The organism is Dryocola clanedunensis (assembly GCF_038405435.1).
Lineage (GTDB): Bacteria > Pseudomonadota > Gammaproteobacteria > Enterobacterales > Enterobacteriaceae > Dryocola > Dryocola clanedunensis_A.
Map to the genome: position 1 here is coordinate 162,630 of NZ_JBBYHZ010000001.1, position 18,025 is coordinate 180,654.

Annotated in this window: 14 protein-coding genes and 3 tRNA genes; 7 read left to right on the forward strand and 10 right to left on the reverse strand. The window is 57.2% G+C overall.

All coding sequences use genetic code 11. The features are described 5' to 3' along the window. Nucleotides 1–14: 14 nt before the first annotated feature. On the reverse strand, nt 15–1,199 hold the full coding sequence (locus AAE045_RS00735; RefSeq protein WP_455546057.1) for an aminotransferase-like domain-containing protein: 1,185 nt from the start codon (nt 1,197–1,199) through the stop codon (nt 15–17). Nucleotides 1,200–1,385: 186 nt separating this feature from the next. On the opposite strand from AAE045_RS00735, the gene xni reads away from it, so the two are divergent. Continuing rightward, nucleotides 1,386–2,156, forward strand: coding sequence for a flap endonuclease Xni (gene xni / locus AAE045_RS00740; protein WP_455546058.1), 771 nt, complete (start codon nt 1,386–1,388; stop codon nt 2,154–2,156). A gap of 72 nt (nt 2,157–2,228) precedes the next feature. Here the strand turns inward: xni and rlmM are convergent, their stop codons facing one another. The 4 genes from rlmM to AAE045_RS00760 form a co-directional block, all read right to left on the reverse strand. After that, nucleotides 2,229–3,332 (reverse strand): 23S rRNA (cytidine(2498)-2'-O)-methyltransferase RlmM, encoded by a 1,104-nt coding sequence (gene rlmM, locus AAE045_RS00745; protein ID WP_455425571.1) that lies wholly within the window; start codon nt 3,330–3,332, stop codon nt 2,229–2,231. Continuing rightward, nucleotides 3,325–3,720, reverse strand: a complete 396-nt coding sequence (locus AAE045_RS00750) for a DUF423 domain-containing protein (protein ID WP_455546059.1) — start codon at nt 3,718–3,720, stop codon at nt 3,325–3,327. Before AAE045_RS00750 ends, rlmM begins: the two co-directional genes overlap by 8 nt. A gap of 49 nt (nt 3,721–3,769) precedes the next feature. Then, nucleotides 3,770–4,687: a transcriptional regulator GcvA gene (gene gcvA / locus AAE045_RS00755; RefSeq protein ID WP_455425573.1), complete on the reverse strand. Its 918-nt coding sequence runs from the start codon at nt 4,685–4,687 to the stop codon at nt 3,770–3,772. 343 nt (nt 4,688–5,030) lie between these two features. Continuing rightward, nucleotides 5,031–5,258: a YgdI/YgdR family lipoprotein gene (locus AAE045_RS00760; protein WP_455546060.1), complete on the reverse strand. Its 228-nt coding sequence runs from the start codon at nt 5,256–5,258 to the stop codon at nt 5,031–5,033. Between the two features lie 196 nt (nt 5,259–5,454). Here AAE045_RS00760 and csdA point away from each other — a divergent pair, with 196 nt between their 5' ends. After that, the gene (gene csdA, locus AAE045_RS00765; RefSeq protein WP_455546061.1) at nt 5,455–6,660 is read left to right on the forward strand and encodes a cysteine desulfurase CsdA; all 1,206 of its coding nucleotides are present in this window, start codon (nt 5,455–5,457) and stop codon (nt 6,658–6,660) included. Further along, nucleotides 6,661–7,101, forward strand: coding sequence for a cysteine desulfurase sulfur acceptor subunit CsdE (gene csdE / locus AAE045_RS00770; protein WP_455546062.1), 441 nt, complete (start codon nt 6,661–6,663; stop codon nt 7,099–7,101). Between the two features lie 23 nt (nt 7,102–7,124). Here the strand turns inward: csdE and tcdA are convergent, their stop codons facing one another. Together tcdA and mltA are read right to left on the reverse strand one after the other, a co-directional pair. Beyond that, on the reverse strand, nt 7,125–7,946 hold the full coding sequence (gene tcdA / locus AAE045_RS00775) for a tRNA cyclic N6-threonylcarbamoyladenosine(37) synthase TcdA (protein ID WP_455546063.1): 822 nt from the start codon (nt 7,944–7,946) through the stop codon (nt 7,125–7,127). 104 nt (nt 7,947–8,050) lie between these two features. Further along, on the reverse strand, nt 8,051–9,151 hold the full coding sequence (mltA, locus tag AAE045_RS00780) for a murein transglycosylase A (protein ID WP_455546566.1): 1,101 nt from the start codon (nt 9,149–9,151) through the stop codon (nt 8,051–8,053). A 208-nt stretch (nt 9,152–9,359) separates the two neighbouring features. On the opposite strand from mltA, the gene AAE045_RS00785 reads away from it, so the two are divergent. The 3 genes from AAE045_RS00785 (at nt 9,360) to AAE045_RS00795 (ending at nt 9,712) form a co-directional block, all read left to right on the forward strand. Further along, nucleotides 9,360–9,436 (forward strand) — tRNA-Met (locus tag AAE045_RS00785). 61 nt (nt 9,437–9,497) lie between these two features. Further along, nucleotides 9,498–9,574, forward strand: a tRNA-Met gene (locus AAE045_RS00790). Between the two features lie 61 nt (nt 9,575–9,635). Further along, nucleotides 9,636–9,712: transfer RNA gene (locus AAE045_RS00795), tRNA-Met, on the forward strand. 74 nt (nt 9,713–9,786) lie between these two features. Here the strand turns inward: AAE045_RS00795 and amiC are convergent. Further along, the gene (gene amiC / locus AAE045_RS00800; RefSeq protein WP_455546064.1) at nt 9,787–11,037 is read right to left on the reverse strand and encodes an N-acetylmuramoyl-L-alanine amidase AmiC; all 1,251 of its coding nucleotides are present in this window, start codon (nt 11,035–11,037) and stop codon (nt 9,787–9,789) included. 235 nt (nt 11,038–11,272) lie between these two features. Here amiC and argA point away from each other — a divergent pair, with 235 nt between their 5' ends. Continuing rightward, the gene (gene argA / locus AAE045_RS00805; protein WP_455546065.1) at nt 11,273–12,604 is read left to right on the forward strand and encodes an amino-acid N-acetyltransferase; all 1,332 of its coding nucleotides are present in this window, start codon (nt 11,273–11,275) and stop codon (nt 12,602–12,604) included. A gap of 49 nt (nt 12,605–12,653) precedes the next feature. Here argA and recD read toward each other — a convergent pair whose 3' ends face one another. Both recD and recB read right to left on the reverse strand, forming a co-directional pair. Further along, complete coding sequence (gene recD, locus AAE045_RS00810) at nt 12,654–14,486, reverse strand: exodeoxyribonuclease V subunit alpha (RefSeq protein WP_455546066.1); 1,833 nt, start codon at nt 14,484–14,486, stop codon at nt 12,654–12,656. Continuing rightward, the gene (gene recB / locus AAE045_RS00815) at nt 14,483–18,025 is read right to left on the reverse strand and encodes an exodeoxyribonuclease V subunit beta (protein WP_455546067.1); all 3,543 of its coding nucleotides are present in this window, start codon (nt 18,023–18,025) and stop codon (nt 14,483–14,485) included. Before recB ends, recD begins: the two co-directional genes overlap by 4 nt.

Below are 18,025 nucleotides of genomic sequence, written 5' to 3' on the forward strand. Positions count from 1 at the left end.
GTCAGTTTGTGGGATCAAAGCGCCGATTTAAGGCGCTGCACCGCTTCAAAAAGCTGCTCGTCCGACGCCGTCGCATAAGAGAAACGCAGCGTTTTCTTATCGGCATTGTCGCTGAAGAAGAACTCCCCGGGAACGTAAACCACGCCTTTCGCCAGCGTCTGCTCCAGCCACTTCGTGGTGTCGAAATCGTAGCGGAATTTCGCCCACAGGAACATGCCGCCCTGCGGCTGGTTAAAGCTGATGTGGTCGCCCAGCTCATCATGCAGGTAGCGTGACAGGCTCAGGCATTTCTGCTTATAGGCTTCACGAATCAGGGCAATCTGCGGATTCAGTCGGTTCAGCGACAGATAAGCCGACACCAGCGACTGGCTAAAGGAGTTGGCGTGCAGATCGGTAGCCTGTTTGATAATCGCCACTTTATGCTTCATCCAGTCCGGCATCAGGATCCAGCCCACGCGCAGGCCAGGCGCCAGAATTTTGGAGAAGGTCGAGGTATACACGACGTTTTCGTGATTGCCCATTTCCGCCGCCACCTGGAAGAGAGTCTTCTCGCGGTTTTCGGTGAAGCTGATGGCGCCATACGGGTCATCTTCAATAATGACGAAATCATACTCGATAGCCAGCTTAACCAGCTTTTCGCGGCGCTCAGCGCTCAGCGTTGTACCACTTGGGTTGCCGAATGTCGGCACCAGGTAAACACCTTTAATACGGGTTGTTTTAAGCAGGGCTTCCAGCTCGTCCACAATCATGCCGTGTTCGTCACCGCCAACTGACTTAACGGTCGCTTCCGTAAGGCTCAGGATCTGCAGCGTGGCGAGATAGGTCGGACGTTCAACAACGAACACGTCGCCAGGGTTTGCCAGCGCCCGAATTAATAAATCAAGCGCCTGCTGGGAGCCGGAGGTGATCAGCATCTGCTCGGGCGTGGTCGTAATACCGCGCTCCTGGCAAAGGCCAACAAGCTGCTGGCGCAGCTCGACGTTCCCTTCCGTTAATCCGTACTGAAACGCATCGTTAAAATTCTGCTCCACCACGATCTGCGTGGCCTGCGCCAGCCCTTCTTTATCGAACAGCTCGCTGGAGGGAATGCCGCCTGCAAGGGAGATGACGCCGGGCATTTTGCTGTGCTTCAACAATTCACGAATGGCGGAAGGCTGTAGGTTCTGGATACGGTCTGCGAGGTGGCTGCTCTTGCTCATTTAGTTATCTCTGTTTTTTTATTCCGATAAAATATACATAGCAACCAAATTAATAAGCAATGCCTTTTCCTGGCGATTGCGGAATCATTTTTTTGCGAGGCGCTTTCCCGAATTGAATTCACGGGTTCGCCCCGGCCGCCGCGAAATGTTAAAGTGGGCGCAGATCATTTTTCTGGTAAAAAAATCATGAGCATTCATCTACTTATCGTTGACGCCCTGAACCTCATCCGCCGTATCCACGCGGTGCAGGATTCGCCGTGTACCGATACCTGCCTGCATGCTCTCGGTCAGCTCATCAGCCACAGCCAGCCGACCCACGCCGTGGCGGTCTTTGACGACGAGGACAGGCGAGACGGCTGGCGCCACCAGGTTTTGCCGGACTACAAAGCGGGCCGTGCCCCCATGCCTGAGTCCCTGGAGCAGGAAATGCCCGCCATAAGGGAAGCCTTTATCCGCCGTGGGGTGGCCTGCTGGCACTCGCCGGGTAATGAAGCGGATGATTTAGCAGCAACGCTTGCCGCAAAGCTCGCCGTCAGCGGGCACCAGGCCACCATCGTTTCCACGGATAAGGGCTTCTGCCAGCTGCTGGCACCGACAATTCAGATCAGAGATTATTTCCAGAAGCGCTGGCTGGATGCGCCGTTCATTGACAAAGAATACGGCGTGCTGCCGGAACAGCTGCCGGACTTCTGGGGGCTGGCGGGGATAAGCAGCAGCAAGATCCCGGGAGTGGCGGGCATCGGCCCAAAAAGCGCGACCCAGCTGATTAATCAGTTTTCAACGCTCGAAGCGCTTTATGAAAGGCTTGATGAAGTGCCGGAGAAATGGCGCAGGAAGCTGGAGCAGCACAGAGAGAGCGCGTTTATCTGCCGCCAGGTAGCCAGATTGCAGACGGATTTGAACCTGGAGGGGAATTTGCAGCAGTTAAGATTGGCGGGAAATTCCCCCTCACCCTAACCCTCTCCCCAAAGGGGCGAGGGGATCGGATCGAGTTTCCTTACTCCTCTCCTTTCAGGGAGAGGGTCAATTCTAACGTTCGTCGCGACGGCCACCAACGGCAGCCCACATGCGGCGCACGTGCACGGTCACTTCTTCGCGGTCATGATAGAGCTGGCGCGCCTGGATTTGTGCGCTGATGCCGTTTTCTTCCAGCTTCTCACGGATCTGCGCGAGGTTCTGAGAGACTTCTTCGTAACGCTTTTTCATCGGCAGCTTAAGGTTGAAGATGGTTTCCCGGCACCAGCCGTTGACCAGCCACGTTGCCATCAGGCTGGCGACCTTCGCCGGTTTCTCGACCATGTCGCAGACCATCCACGAAATGTTGCTACGCGTTGGCTTATATTTAAAACCGTCTTCACGCAGCCAGGTCACCTGTCCGGTATCCATCAGGCTCTGCGCCATTGGGCCGTTATCCACAGAAGAGACCCACATGTTGCGCTGCACGAGCTGATAGGTCCAGCCGCCGGGGCAGGCCCCCAGATCCACCGCGTACATGCCGTTTGCCAGACGCTCGTCCCACTCATCGGCGGGAATGAACACATGGAAAGCTTCTTCCAGCTTGAGCGTTGAGCGGCTTGGCGCATCGGAAGGGAATTTCAGACGCGGAATGCCCATATACCATGGGGAGTTATTGTTGGTATAAGAATACCCCGTGTAGCAACAGCCCGGCGCAATAAAGAACACGTGAACAACCGGACGCTTCGGCGTTTCATAGTTGGTCAGCACGCCCGCTTCGCGCAGGCTGGAACGCAGCGGTACCGTGAGCTTACGGCAGAATTTCATCAGCTCTTTGCTCTCGTTGGTATCCGCCACTTCAACGCGCAGATCGCCGCCCTTCTCTACCACGCCCTGCAGCATGCCGGTGATCGGCGTAATACGATCTTCCGGAGGAAGATCTTTTAGCAGCTCACCGGCGACGATCATCTGGCGGGCAAAGATCAGATCGCTAAACGGCAGCTCGCGGGCCAGCTTATCGGCATCTTCCATCTGGTAGCATTCGAAAACAACATAGCCGCTGTTATCTTTAACCCGGGCAAAACCGTAAACGCCGCGCTGACCGGCTTTATCGGTAATTTCTGCCGCGCACTCTTTCTCGAAGCCCTGGCGGCAGTACAAAATCACTTTGTTATTCATGGCTTACGCCCTTACGTTTCAGGCGCATTGCACCAATCAACATCAATATCCAACCGGCGAGGAAACAGACGCCACCGACCGGTGTAACAAACGCCCACAGGCGTAAATGCGACAGCGCCAGGCAGTAAAGGCTGCCGCTGAAGAGTACGGTACCGAGCGCCATAAACAGGCTGCTCCAGTAAAACCAGATGCTAATGCGGCGCTGCATGGCCACCGCGAGGCCGAATATAGCCAGCGTGTGAAACGCCTGATATTGAAGGCCGGTATGAATCCATCCCATCTCCGTCACGCCGAGAGACTTGCTTAACACATGGGCCCCAAAGGCACCGAGCGCAACGAAGATAAATCCGCTAATCGCGGTAAAAATCAGCATGAAACGGCTGGTCATTGTGTAACCCTAAAAGTAGGGCGCGGTGCACTACCGCGCATCGTATGCATTATTGATCGTAGCGGAAGCGGAATTTCTCTTGTTCGCTGGCGGCTTTTGCCAGGATCCACTGCCGGAATGCCGCTATTTTACCGAGTTCTGCCTGACTGTCATGACAAACCAGATAAAAGGCATTTTTACTCACCAGTACGTCATTAAACGGACAGACCAGACGCCCGGCTTCAATTTCGGTTTGCGCCATCACGTTGTTCGCCAGCGCAATGCCCTGCCCGTGAATCGCGGCCTGTAGCACCATCGCGCTGTGGCTGAATATCGGCCCCTGCTGCACATTGATATGGCTTACGCCCAGCTGGCGAGTATATGTCTGCCAGTCCCGACGCGAGGCATCGTGCAATAAAGTATGTTGCGCAAGGTCTTCCGGCGTTTTGATTGGCCTGTCCCCCGTAAGCAGCATTGGCGAGCAAACCGGCAGCAGGTATTCGGCATACAGTTTTTCGACCCTCAGCCCCGGCCAGTTACCGCGACCGTAGAAAATCGCCACGTCCACGTCGTCAGAAAGTTTATCTTCCTGACGGTCCACGGCCTGGATACGAACGTCGATTCCCGGATAAGCTGAGTTAAAGCTTGTGAGGCGAGGCACCAGCCAGTGAATGGCAAAACTGGGCAATAAACTTACCGTTAATGCGCCTTTTGCACTTCGCGCCTGAAGCTTGCGCGTGGCCTCGGTGAGCTGAGAAAAAATCTCTTTAATATCGAGATAATAGCTCTGACCTTCTTCGGTTAACAGCAGGGAACGGTTACGTCGACGGAACAGTTTTAGCCCTAAAAAGTCCTCTAAGGACTTAATCTGGTGGCTAACTGCCGCCTGGGTGACGAATAACTCTTCGGCCGCTTTGGTAAAACTCAGGTGACGTGCGGCGGCATCAAAAACGCGTAAAGCATTCAGAGGTGGCAAGCGCTTGGACATAGTTGACAGGCTTAAATGTTAATGGCTGTTAACAAACAGGTTATTTATATTAACCTATTAGTTTTTTTTATCTGAGCCATTATAAATTGTCCGTTGAGGATGCACCAGCAAATACCTATAGTGGCGGCACTTCCTGAGCCGGAACGAAAAGTTATCTGGAATGCGTGTTTCGGAGGGCTTTTGGCTTACGGTTGTGATGTTGTGTTGTTGTGTTTGCAATTGGTCTGGCATTCCAGACCCCGGTAGCTAAGCTACCCCTTTTTCACTTCCTGTACATTTACCCTGTCTGTCCATAGTGATTAATGTAGCACCGCCTGAAGCGGTGCTTTTTTTTGCCCAAATTTTACTGGTCGAGCTCAACCATCTCTTTCACGTCGGTACGGTTGATCTGCTGCTTGTTGCCGTTGGCGTCTTTGTAGCTGATCATCCCGGTTTCATCATCGGTCTGAGGCTTACCGTCGGCCACGATGGTACGACCATCGTTGGTGTGCATCACGTAGTTTGGGCTGGAACATGCTGCCAGTGTAAAAGTCATCAGACATGCAGATACGATTGCGGCTGCCTTATTCATACTTCTTCTCCTTGTATGTAGATTTTAATGCTAATTAAAGCTCTTATGCTTACAGGCTGAAACCTTAGCCTAACAATAATTAGCATAACTCTCTTTCGTGACTTTGCCAGGTTAAGCAGAAAATTCCGAGGGTTACACATTTCTTGTTTGTTCCTAAAAAATGCGCCACGATCTAAGGACAGAAACGAGGATAACCATGAAAGCATTTAATCCCGCCGCCTTTCGCAGCCAGTTTCCGGCGCTGGCGGATGCGGGCGTCTATCTCGACAGCGCGGCGACCGCGTTAAAACCCCAGCCGGTGATTGAAGCCAGCCAGCAGTTTTACAGCCTCAGCGCAGGGAACGTACACCGCAGCCAGTTTCCTACGGCGCAGCGCCTTACCGCCCGCTACGAAGCGGCGCGTGACGCGGTGGCAGCGCTGCTGAACGCCCCTTCCGGCAAAGATATCGTCTGGACGCGTGGCACCACCGAAGCGATTAATATTGTAGCCCAGTGCTATGCCCGCCCCCGCCTGCAACCCGGCGATGAAATCATCGTCAGCGAAGCGGAACATCATGCCAACTTTGTGCCGTGGCTGATGGTGGCTGAGCAAACCGGCGCTAAAATCGTCAGGCTGCCGATTGGCAAAGATTATCTTCCCGATCTCAGCCAGCTTCCTTCGCTGCTGAACGAACGCAGCAAAATTCTCGCCCTTGGCCAGATGTCGAACGTCACGGGCGGCTGTCCCGATCTGGCGAAGGCTGTCGGCCTTGCCCACAGCGCTGGTGCAGTGGTCATGGTGGATGGTGCTCAGGGCGTCGTGCACTCCCCGCCGGACGTTCAGGCGCTGGGTATCGACTTCTATGCTTTCTCCGCCCACAAGCTGTACGGGCCAACGGGTATCGGCGCGCTGTACGGCAAAACCGACCTGTTAGCAGAGATGTCGCCGTGGCTTGGCGGCGGCAAAATGATTACCCACGTCTCGTTTGACGGCTTCAAAACCCAGGCTGTGCCTTATCGCTTTGAAGCGGGAACGCCAAACGTTGCCGGCGTGATTGGCCTGAGCGCGGCCCTGGAGTGGCTTTCCGGGATTAATATTGCCGAAGCTGAAACCTATAGCCGCGGGCTGGCGACGCTTGCAGAAGCAGAGCTGGCTAAGCGCCCAGGCTTTCGCAGCTTCCGCTGTCAGGACTCAAGCCTGCTGGCCTTCGATTTTGCGGGCGTGCACCACAGCGATCTGGTCACCCTGCTGGCCGAATCCGGCATCGCATTACGCGCGGGCCAGCACTGCGCCCAGCCGCTGCTCGCAGCCCTTGGGGTAAGCGGCACCCTGCGCGCCTCTTTTGCCCCTTACAACACGCAAAGCGACGTGGATGCGCTGGTGAAAGCCATCGACCACGCGCTGGCAATTCTGGTGGATTAAATGACAAGTGGATTCTTAGCCGGCCACCCGTTTGGCCACGCCATCACCCCGGAAATGCTGCGGGCGACATTCGTGCCGCTCCAGCAGTGGGAAGATAAATACCGCCAGCTGATTCTGCTCGGTAAACAGCTGCCCGCCCTGCCCGGGGATTTAAAACGCGACGAGATAGAAATTGCCGGCTGCGAAAATCGCGTCTGGCTTGGTCATGAACGCGAAGCAAACGGCACCCTGCACTTCTATGGCGACAGCGAGGGCCGCATCGTGCGGGGTTTGCTGGCCGTACTATTGACGGCCATAGAGGGAAAAACGCCGGAAGAGCTGCGGAATGCTGACCCGCTGGCGCTGTTTGATGAGCTGGGTTTGCGTAATCAGCTAAGCGCGTCGCGCAGCAGCGGGCTTGCGGCGCTGGCCGATGCGGTTAAACAGGCGGCAAACGCGTAGTTTCTGGAGGATGGCGCTGGCGCTTATCCACCCTGTTGAACGTCGATACGTCGCGCCTTCGCCATCATCTTCTTCAATACGTGGGAAACCGCCACAAAGCCAAAGCTGGCGGTGACCATGGTCGCCGCACCGAAGCCGGACGCGCAATCCATCCGTTTCGGGCCGTCCGCCGTGCTCTTCGCGGCACACACTGAGCCGTCTGCCTGCGGGTAAACCAGCGCCTCGGTGGAAAACACGCAGTCCACGCCCAGCTTGCCTTTGCCGTTCTTCACCACGCCAAAATCGCTCTTCAGCCTTTCGCGCAGCTTCGCCGCCAGCGGATCCTGAATTGTTTTCGCGAGATCGGCCACCTGGATCTGCGTGGGATCGATTTGCCCGCCCGCGCCGCCCGTCGTGACCAGCGGGATCTTGTTGCGACGGCAGTACGAGATCAGCGCCGCCTTCGGGCGCACGCTGTCGATAGCGTCAATCACATAGCTGTACCCCTGGCTCAGCAGCTGCGCGGCGTTGTCCGCCGTTATAAAATCGTCAACCACCGTCACGCGACATTCCGGGTTTATCTCACGGATGCGCGCCGCCATCACCTCTGTTTTCGCCTGGCCGACGTTATCACGCAGGGCGTGGATCTGCCGGTTAGTGTTGGTTACGCACACGTCGTCCATATCGATCAGGGTAATCGCGCCGATCCCGGTGCGGGCCAGCGCCTCTGCAGCCCACGAGCCCACGCCTCCAATACCAATGACGCAAACATGCGCATCGGCAAAGAGTTGCAGCGCATCGCGCCCGTACAGACGAGCAGTGCCGCCAAAGCGTTGCAGCCAGGCATCGGAGAGAACTACAGACATGACGTTTTCCTCGGGTGGATCTTTGCGGGGTACGAAGTTTTGCATGAAACAGCGGGCTGATTATACAGCCCGCGTTGATTGCTGACAAAGAAGGGAAACGGCGGTTAGCCGCTGAAGACGTTACCACCGGCACCCGGAGCGTTTTTCAGCACCCAGACGCGACCGTAGTGGTTGTACCATCCGGCGCGGTGACCGGCATCCGCACCAATCCCCTGGTAAATATCGAAGTGCTGGCCTTTAATCGCGCCGCCAACGTCCAGCGCCACCATTACGCGCAGCTCGTACTGCCCGTTGAACTTGCCGTTATTATCCAGCAGCGGGACCTCTGCAAGAATGGTCGTGCCCGCAGGAACGATTGAGCGGTCAGAAGCAACGGACGCGCGGCCAATCAGCGGCACGGCGCTTGCGCCTTTCACCGGGGCGTAGCTGGCAGGCTTGAAGAAGACGAAAGAGGGGTTCTGCTCCAGCAGCTCCTGCACTTCGGCCTCGCTGTGGGTTTCACCCCAGTGGCGAATCGCCTGCATTGACATATCTTCCTTCTTCACTTCCCCGCGATCGATAAGCACCTTGCCGATGCTGCGGTACGCGTGGCCGTTTTTCCCGGCGTAGCCAAAGAAGGTCAGCGGGCGACCGTCGCCGAAATCGATGTAGCCGCTGCCCTGCACATCCATGATGAAGTTATCCATCAGGGAATTACTGTAGGCAATAATGTAGCTGTCGCTGAGCGCGCCGCGGTAGATCTCGGCACGGGAAGGCAGACGGCCGCGTTTTGGCGGCATACGGTAAATGGGATACTGGAACTCGCCCTGGCGGGTATAGCGCGCCTGTACCACCGGCGTGTAGTAGCCGGTGAACTGCACGTTGCCGTAGTTGTCCGCGCCTTCCATCTGCCAGGCATCAAGTCCGTACTGGCTCAGGGTGCGGGTGTCGCCGCCTGCGCGAAGCCACTGCTGCACCGCGCCATAAACGTCGCTTTTGCTGTTATAGAGCCTTGGGGAAGCAGAGCGGATCTGATTCACCTGTTCTGCGAAGTCGCCACCATTAATAGGCGCACCGACCGCATCAGGCTGATTGACCAGCGAGAAAGGCTGGGTGAACTTGCCATCTTTATACTGCTGGCCTTTATCCGTCGGTTTTGACGAACAGGCCGCCAGTGCCATGACCATCACACCGGTTACTACATATTTTGTCCAACGTCCTTTCATCACTGCCTCTACCTGGTTTATGCCGTAACTCGCCACGGGAAGATAGCAAACGTGACGTCAGATTAAAATGCGTTGCGCCTGAGCATAAACCACGATGTGTATATTCTGAGCAGAAAGCAGGAATTTTCAACAACCTGTGATAAATAAGGATTTTTTTAAAAAAAGGGTTGCATCAAAAGTCCAGCAGAGTATAGTGCGCATCCACGGACGCGGGGTGGAGCAGCCTGGTAGCTCGTCGGGCTCATAACCCGAAGGTCGTCAGTTCAAATCTGGCCCCCGCAACCAATTAAAACGCTGATTACTTGCGTAATGACGTAAAATCATTAAAAGTAAGGAAGTATCCGGACGCGGGGTGGAGCAGCCTGGTAGCTCGTCGGGCTCATAACCCGAAGGTCGTCAGTTCAAATCTGGCCCCCGCAACCAACTAAGTCGCTGAATATCGCGCAATGGTGAAAGCCATTTGGGAAACAAAGCAGTCATCGGACGCGGGGTGGAGCAGCCTGGTAGCTCGTCGGGCTCATAACCCGAAGGTCGTCAGTTCAAATCTGGCCCCCGCAACCAACATTAAACACCTTAACGGGTGTTTTTTTGTATCTGAAATTCGTCAGGCTCCCGCAATAAAACGAAACGGCGCGCTATCCGCGCCGTGCCAGCGTCGCCCCATCCGCAAAATACGCCTTAATCCCTGCCAGAATAGACTCCGCTACCTCCTGCTGGAACGTTGCCGTGCGCAGCTTGCGCTCCTCTTCCCTGTTGCTCAGAAACGCCGTTTCCACAAGGATTGACGGGATGTCCGGGGCTTTGAGCACCGCAAACCCTGCCTGGTCGACGCTGTTTTTATGCAGCTTGTTGACCTTGCCCAGCCTGTTCAGCACTTCTTTGCCAAACTTCAGGCTGTCGTTGATGGTCAGCGACTGCACCATATCGAACATCGTATGGTCGAGATATTTATCCCCGCTCTTGCTCACGCCGCCGATTAAGTCCGCGGCGTTCTGGGTCTGGGCGAGGAATTTCGCTGCCGTACTGGTCGCGCCTTTAGTGGAGAGTGCAAAAACTGACGAGCCGCGGGCGGCCCCTGAAGTAAACGCATCTGCATGAATTGAAACGAACAGGTCGGCACGCTGCTTCTGGGCTTTAGCTACGCGGACTTTTAACGGGATAAAGACATCCTCGTTGCGCGTCATGTAGGCCTTCATATTGCCTTCTTTATCGATCAGCGCCTTCAGGCGCCGCGCGATTTTCAGCACGATATCTTTTTCACGCGTTTTGTTTGGCCCGATGGCACCCGGATCTTCCCCGCCGTGTCCGGGATCGAGCATGATGACAATCGGCCTGTCGCGGCCAGCTTTGCCCGGCTTCGGCCCCTGCTCGGCAGGCATCTTCTTATCCAGCTCGCCGTTGTTGTAATCTTCCAGCAGCGCCAGCAGCGGATCCTGCTCGCTATTCATATTTGCCGGGTAGAGATCCATCACCAGACGCTCTTTAAACTCAGCAACCGGCGCCAGCGCAAACAGGTGCGGCGTAACATTTTGTTTCAGTTCAAAAACCATACGCACGGTATTTGGGTCGAATTGCCCGACGCGCGCTGACTTAATAAAAGGATCGTCAACGCGGATCTGGTTGCCCACGCCCTTAAGCACCGAGTTCAGATTGACCCCTTCGATATCCACCACCACGCGCTCAGGATTGCTTAAAGCGAACTGCTTATACTTAAGCATCTTGTTCGATTCCACCGTCACGCGAGTATAAGACGAGGCCGGCCAGACGCGCACGGCAACCACCTGGCTTGAAGCGGCGTGGCCTACCTGGCTTACGCTCAACAACCACATGGCACCCGCGCCCTGAAGTAAACGGCGGCGGCTAATAAGGGGACTGGAATCTGACATGCCTCTCCTGGACGACTGCTTTTGATGAATAACGAATCATGGCTTCTAATTTTTAGGCGAAAACTTTAGCGAATCACGCCCTTACTGTCATCCTAAAATCGGTAAACATTCCCAAACGTATAGGGATGTCACGTAAAGAAGAAATATTCACTTTGTCAAAATTGCTGCTTGCACGCCGGCCAGGAAAAGAATAAAAATACACAAATAACGAATAATCATGCAATGAGGGTTTGCCGTGGTGAAGGAACGTAGAACCGAACTGGTACAGGGATTCCGCCATTCTGTTCCCTATATAAATGCCCATCGGGGAAAAACGTTTGTCATTATGCTGGGCGGCGAGGCCATCGAGCATGAGAACTTTTCCAGTATCGTCAACGATATTGGCCTGCTGCATAGCCTGGGTATCCGCCTGGTGGTGGTGTATGGCGCCCGCCCGCAAATCGATGCCAATCTGGCCGCCCACAACCATGAGCCGATTTACCATAAATACACCCGCGTGACGGATGCCAAAACTCTGGAGCTGGTGAAGCAGGCTGCGGGTCTTTTGCAGCTGGACATTACCGCGCGCCTGTCCATGAGCCTCGGCAATACGCCGCTGCAGGGGGCGCATATCAACGTGGTCAGCGGCAACTTTATCATTGCCCAGCCGCTGGGCGTGGACGACGGTATAGACTACTGCCACAGCGGGCGTATTCGCCGCATCGACGAAGAGGCCATTCACCGGCAGCTGGATAACGGCGCCATCGTGCTGCTGGGGCCGGTGGCGGTTTCAGTCACCGGTGAGAGCTTTAACCTGACTTCAGAAGAGGTGGCCACCCAGCTTGCGGTGAAGCTGAAGGCCGAGAAGATGATTGGCTTCTGCTCCTCGCAGGGGGTAATCGACGATTCGGGAAACATTATCTCCGAGCTGTTCCCGAACGACGCCCAAAAGCGTATTGAAGAGCTGGAAAGCGCCGGGGATTATCATTCCGGCACCGTCCGCTTCCTGCGCGGGGCGGTAAAAGCCTGCCGCAGCGGCGTGCGTCGCAGCCACCTGATCAGCTACCAGGAAGACGGGGCGCTGCTTCAGGAACTCTTCTCCCGCGACGGGATAGGCACGCAGATTGTGATGGAGAGCGCCGAGCAAATCCGCCGCGCGACCATCAACGATATCGGCGGCATTCTGGAATTAATTCGCCCGCTGGAGCAGCAGGGTATTCTGGTGCGCCGCTCCCGCGAGCAGCTGGAGATGGAAATCGATAAGTTCACAATAATCCAGCGGGATAACCTGACCATCGCCTGTGCGGCGCTCTACCCGTTCCAGGAAGAAGGGATTGGCGAAATGGCCTGCGTGGCGGTTCATCCGGACTACCGCAGCTCGTCGCGCGGCGAAGTGCTGCTGCAGCGCATTGCAACCCAGGCGCGGCAGATGGGGCTGAGCAAGCTGTTCGTGCTCACCACCCGCAGCATCCACTGGTTCCAGGAGCGTGGCTTCACGCCGGTAGATGTAGATTTGCTGCCGGAGAGCAAGAAAGAGATGTACAACTACCAGCGCCGTTCCAAGATTCTGATGGCGGACCTGGCGTAAGGCATCCTCCTCTCACCCCGCCCCTCTCCCCTGAGGGGCGAGGGTGAAATCATTTAAAGATATCGATCAGCCCGCTGCGCCGTTCCGTGCGCGTCTTAATCGCTTTCTCAAACACCCGATCGTCGGCATACAGGGACAGGCGGCTGCGCGCGCGCGTGATAGCGGTATAGACCAGCTCACGCGTCACCACCGGCGTGAACTGGTTAGGCAGCACCAGCGCCGCATGGTCAAACTCAGACCCCTGGGATTTATGCACCGTCATAGCATAGGCGGTGTCGTGGCCCGGCAGACGGCTGGGCTGCACGGACTTAACCGTCCCGTCCGGCATCGCAAACCAGACTCGCAGCCCCCCTTCGCTTTCCAGCGCAATGCCGATATCGCCATTGAACAGCCCGAGCGTGCTGTCGTTGCGGGAAATCATAATGGGGCGGCCGTTATACCAGCGCGATAGCGCAGGTGCAGGACGGGCGATAAGACGCTTTTGGATCAGCGCCTGTTCGATGCGCTCGTTCAGCCCGCTTACGCCAAACGGTCCTTCGCGCAGCGCGCACAGCAGCTGATACTGCCCGAAAGCCAGCAGAATTTGCTCCGGCGCAGCCTGCTGACGGATAAGTTCGAGATAAGCCCGGTAGCCCTCGACCGCATCCGCCATCATCAGCGCATAGTCTTCGCTCTCGCGCAGGGGACGCTTGCTGATATCGGTATAATCGAGGGTAAATGTTTCCTGTGCTCTGCGGGCATCGCTGGCGTTTACTGCAAAGGCAAGCTGGCCGATGCCGGACTGGCTGTCAAAACGGTAGCTCTTTTGTAGCAGGCATAACGCGTCGCGCAGCGCGCTGGCATGCTCGCCCTCGCCCGGCGGGAGCGAATACCCTGTTATGCTGCTAAGCTCCTGCGCCCTGGCAGCGGAATAACCCGAGCTGACGTAGTGACAGATGTCCCCGAGCACCGCCCCGGCCTCAACGGATGCAAGCTGGTCACGGTCCCCCAGGAAAATCACGCGGCCATGTTCCGGCAGGGCTTCAATGACCTTCGCCATCATCGGTAAATCCACCATTGAGGCTTCATCGACCACCAGCACATCCAGATGCAGGGGGTTACCGGCGTGATAACGCAGGCGCTGGCTGTTTGGCTGCGCACCCAGCAGGCGGTGCAGCGTACAGGCATCGTCCGGCAGCGCCTCTTTTTGTTTGTCCGTCAGCGGCAGGCGGCGCAGCGCCGCCCCAAGTGACTCCGTTAAACGGGCGGCCGCTTTGCCTGTCGGAGCCGACAGCTGGATGCGTAATGGCGTATCCCCGGAGAGCTGGACCAGCGCGGCAAGCAATTTTGCCACCGTAGTGGTTTTGCCGGTGCCCGGCCCGCCGGAAATCACGGAGATCCTTCGGGTAAGCGCAACCGCCGCCGCAACCTTTTGCCAGTCGGTGTCCGCCGTTGTTTCAAAGAGCCCGCTGAGCACGTCCTTCAGCTGTTGTTCATCAACCGTCATTGCCCTGTTATGCGCGCCAAAAAACTTCGCCACGGCCTGCTCGTTGCCCCACATGCGGTTAAGGTAGAGCCTTTCACCAATCAGCTTAAGCGGCGTCGGCTCGTCGTCGTCGCTGACGGCAGCCGAGGCCAGCAGCGTCGGGCCCCACTCTGCCCCGCCGACAATCGCAAACAGCTGCCCGGCCAGTTCAGGCTGCCGCCCGGCAAAACAATGTTCCGGGCTTAAGCGGCTCAGCGGCAGGCAGACATGCCCTTCCCCCGCATCGTGGCTGACCAGAGCGGCGGCCAGCATGACCCCCGGCTCGTCGTCGTTTGCCAGCATCATGGCAAACTGTGCGTCCAGCGGACGCAGCAGCTTCAGGTCCACGGCCTGCTGCAGCAGCTCTGACATTTTCATAGCGTCACCTCTTCCTTGCTGCCTGCGAACAGCGCGTCCATTTGTGAAATTAACCCAGCGTCCGGGCGGGTTGAGAAAATCCCCTGGCTAGAGCCGTTACCTTCCACGCCGCGCAGGAAGAGATAAATCACGCCTCCGAAATGGCTTTCATAGTCATAGTCGCGAATACGGTGGCGCAGATAGCGGTGCAGCGCCAGGGTATAGAGCTGATATTGCAGATCGTAGCGATGGGATTGCATCGCAGCGGCCATGGCATCCTGGGTATAGGCCTGGCTGTCTTCCCCCAGCCAGTTTGATTTGTAGTCCAGCAGGTAGTAGCGCCCCTGCCAGCGGAATACCAGATCGATAAAGCCCTTCAGCATGCCACGCACCTGACGGAAGTTAAGAGGCGGGCAGCCCGCCGAAAGAGGGTCATAACGGCGAATCAGGTTATCCAGCTGATCCGCCTGGAGGTCGGTTTCAATGGGCAGATAGAACTCCAGCTCAACCTGCTTTTCCGTTGCTGCCAGCTGGTTAAGCGACACGCCCGTTTCATTAAGCGGCGCCTCTAAAATCTTCGCTAACCATTCGCTGAGCACCGGCTGCCACTGCTCGCCAAAGCCCTGCAACGTCAGCTGCTGCGCTATCCACTCATCGTCCAGCGGGCGGGTAAAATCGATGCCCTCAAACAGGCTGTGCAGAAATGTGCCCGGCGCCGCACCGCGTGGGAAAGCGTGCGGGGTAAGTGATGGCTCACTTTGCTCCTGTTCAACGCCAGCACCATCGACGTCCAGACGCGGGATAAGATCCAGCGCCTGGCTCTGCCCGTGCTGCTGCAGGCCGGAATAGCTGGTGACGCGCCAGCTGTCAGAGACGCGGCGCTGCATAATTCGCGCGCTCAGTTCAGGCTGCTCCGGCGCCGCAGGCTGCCAGGGCTGTGGGTCAACAGGCAGCAGCGAGTTGATACTGATGGCCTCGCAGGCCAGTTCGTCGAGACACGCCTGCAACCCGGCGGCGTCCTGCGCTTCGCCTTTTTGCAGCAGATAGCCCAGCGCGCCCATATGCAGGTCGCTGGCCCCCTTTTTCGCGCGGGTTCCCCGAAACAGCGGCGCAACGCCGAGGCTGCAATGCCATATCGAACGCGTCAGCGCCACGTACAGCAGGCGTAAATCCTCCGCCAGCCGCTCTTCTTCCGCAAGGCTCAGGCTCTCTTCGTCGTTGCTTAAGTCCAGCAGCGAGGCAAAGGTCGTTCGGTCGTGATACAGGCCGTTATTCTGCGGCCGGAAATTAGCAATAAACGGCAGCCAGACGAGGGGATACTCCAGCCCTTTCGATTTGTGGATGGTGACCACCTGCACCAGGTGTTTGTCGCTTTCCAGGCGCAGCTGCTGGCTTGCGGCGTTGCTGTCCGGCTCGGCAACCTGCTGGGCAAGCCAGCGCACCAGGGCGTGTTCGCTGTCCGCTTTCGCCGCCGCCTCCTGCAACAGTTCGCTGATGTGCAGAATATCGGTTAATCGCCTTTCGCCGCCGGGCGTAGCAAGCAGGTTTTCCGCTATTTGCCGCGCTGACATCAATGCTCGCAGCATCGGCATCACTCCCCGACGCAGCCAGATTTGCCGATAGCCCGAAAACTCCTCGACCAGCCGGTCCCAGGCTTCCTCATCATCGTTCAGCGCTTCTATACGCCGGGCGTCCAGGCCCAGCACGCTGGTCGCTATGGCGCTGCGCAAAGCCGACTCTATTTCCGGTGCCAGCACCGCCTGTAAAATCCACAGCATTTCGCGCGCTTCCGGCGTGGCGAAAACGGAATCACGGTTAGAGAGGTACACGGAAGGAATATTCAGACCGCCCAGCGCGTCACGGATCACCGAAGCTTCACCGCGGCTGCGCACGAGGATCGTAATGTCGGATGCCTGCACCGGGCGTGAGCTCTCTCCCTTCCAGAGCAGCGCATCGCCCCGCTGTCCCGCAGCGAGCCAGTCGCGGATCTGCTGCGCGCACTGCAATGCCATGGCTTGTTGGTAATCACTGACTCCGCAGCCTTCTCCCGGCTGCAGCCACAGCGACATCGCCGCCTGGGTCTGCCCTTTAACCGTAAAACGCAGGCCGCTGTTTTTCGGGGCTGATTTCACCGACAGGAAAGGTATCTGACGAAAAAGAAAGGGGTTATCAAGCTGTTCAAACAGCCTGTTAACGCCGGTAATCATCGCCGGAGACGAGCGCCAGTTGGTATCCAGCGTGTAGTGATCGCTCACTTCATGCCGCGCTTTCATATAGGTAAAGATGTCCGCCCCGCGAAAGGCGTAGATAGCCTGCTTGGGGTCGCCGATCAACAACAGCGCGGTTCCGGGCTGGTTGATGTACAGGCGGCGGAAGATCCGGTACTGCTGCGGGTCGGTATCCTGAAATTCATCTATCATCGCCGCCGGAAAACGGCCGCGTATCGCTTCGGCCAGGGCATCGCCGCCCGGCTGGTGTAGCGCATCGTCGAGACGGCTTAGCATGTCGTCGAAGCCCAGCTCACCGCGTCGCCGCTTTTCCTGCTGCACAATGAAGCGAATCTCCGCCATCGCGCGGGCAATCACCAGGTCACGAAGCGTGAGCGGCTCTGCCAGCAGCGCGGCAATTTCGCTGAAAAGCGGGTGGCGTGGCGCCTCGCCTTTTTTGGTTTTCTCTTCCAGCACCGCCTGGGAAAAACGGCTTAGCGCGTCCGGCAGCTGGTAGCTTGTGGTTTCGGTTTGCGCCCATTCGCCCACCAGACTAAGCCAGTTAGGCAGGTTTTTACTGCTGTAGCTGCGGCGGTCGACGCCGGACTGCTCAATAATCGCGGCAATCTCACCTGACGCGGCCTGCCAGCCTGCTTTGACGCTGTCGATAGCCGTGACGATCTTTTCATGGCGGGCAATCAGCGTTTCGTTATCCGGCGGGGACTGCTTCAGCGAAGGCTGTTCACCCTGTAGCCAGCTGTTGATATCCCGCAGCAGCTCTTCTGGCCCGGCCCACTGTTCGCTCATCGCCTGGGCCACGGGCTTCGGCAGCGGGTAGCAGTGGCGACGCCAGAAGTCCGCACAGGCATGGCGGCGCAGCAGGGACTCGTCTTCGATTAACCGCTGTTCAAACAGCATGCCCGATTCAAAAGCGTTCAGGCTGAGCATTCTCTGGCAGAAGCCGTGGATGGTGAAGATAGCGGCTTCATCCATCTGCTGCTCGGCCAGACGCAGGATCTGTGCGGCCTGGTGAAGGTCGGGGATTTGTTCAAGCAGGCTTTTGAAAAGAGGATTATCAGTTCGGTTGCGCACGCAGGCGACGCACAGCTCATGAATATTGGCACGAATACGGCCACGAAGTTCTTCCGTGGCCGCTTCGGTAAAGGTGACCACCAGCAGCTCTTCTACGCCGAGCGGGCGGGGAAACGCGGCGTTTCCCCCTAATCCCAGCAGCAGCCGCAGGTAGAGCGCGGCGATGGTAAATGTTTTTCCGGTTCCGGCAGAAGCTTCAATCAGTCGCTCGCCCGTCAGCGGCAGGCTAAGAGGATCAAGGGGCTGTGCGGTTCCGGTCAT